The organism is Tsukamurella conjunctivitidis, from assembly GCF_007858475.1.
In the GTDB taxonomy this organism is placed as follows: Bacteria; Actinomycetota; Actinomycetes; order Mycobacteriales; family Mycobacteriaceae; genus Tsukamurella; species Tsukamurella conjunctivitidis.
Map to the genome: position 1 here is coordinate 1 of NZ_VIGX01000127.1, position 651 is coordinate 651.

The window sequence follows — 651 nt, forward strand, 5'->3', positions numbered from 1 at the left end:
GCCGGTGTGGGTCCTGCTCACCCCGCGCGACTACCTCTCGACCTTCATGAAGGTGGGGACCATCCTCGTCCTCGCACTGGGGATCGTCATCGTGCGTCCGGTCGTGGAGATGCCCGCCATCACGGAGTTCGCCTCCAACACCGACGGGCCGGTCTTCGCCGGCACGCTCTTCCCCTTCCTCTTCATCACCATCGCCTGCGGTGCCCTCTCCGGTATGCATGCCACGGTCTCCTCGGGCACCACACCCAAGATGATCCAGAAGGAGAGCCAGGTCCGCATGATCGGCTACGGCGGCATGCTCATGGAGTCCTTCGTGGCCATCATGGCGCTCGCAGCAGCCGTCTCCCTCAACCAGGGCATCTACTTCGGCATGAACACCTCCGAGGCGACGGTTGCCAACCTGGCCGGCGTCAGTGTCTCGGATGTCAAGGCCGACGCAGGTGCAGGCGCTGAGTACACGGCCCAGGCCGTGCAGAACCTCGGTGTCACCGACGTCCACGGGAACACGATCAAGGCCCAGTGGGACTCGTGGGACGAAGCGGGCAACGACAAGGTCTACGAGGGTGCCGAGGCCTTCACGATGCTCGCCAAGGACGTCGGCGAGCCCTCGGTGACCTCGCGCACCGGCGGCGCCCCGACGCTGGCCGTGGG

At 66.2% G+C, this 651-nt stretch carries 1 protein-coding gene; it reads left to right on the forward strand.

What is annotated here, in order from left to right; all coding sequences use genetic code 11:
• Positions 1-651 (forward strand): carbon starvation CstA family protein (locus FK530_RS24685; RefSeq protein WP_331456379.1); only part of this gene is annotated, 651 nt, incomplete at both ends.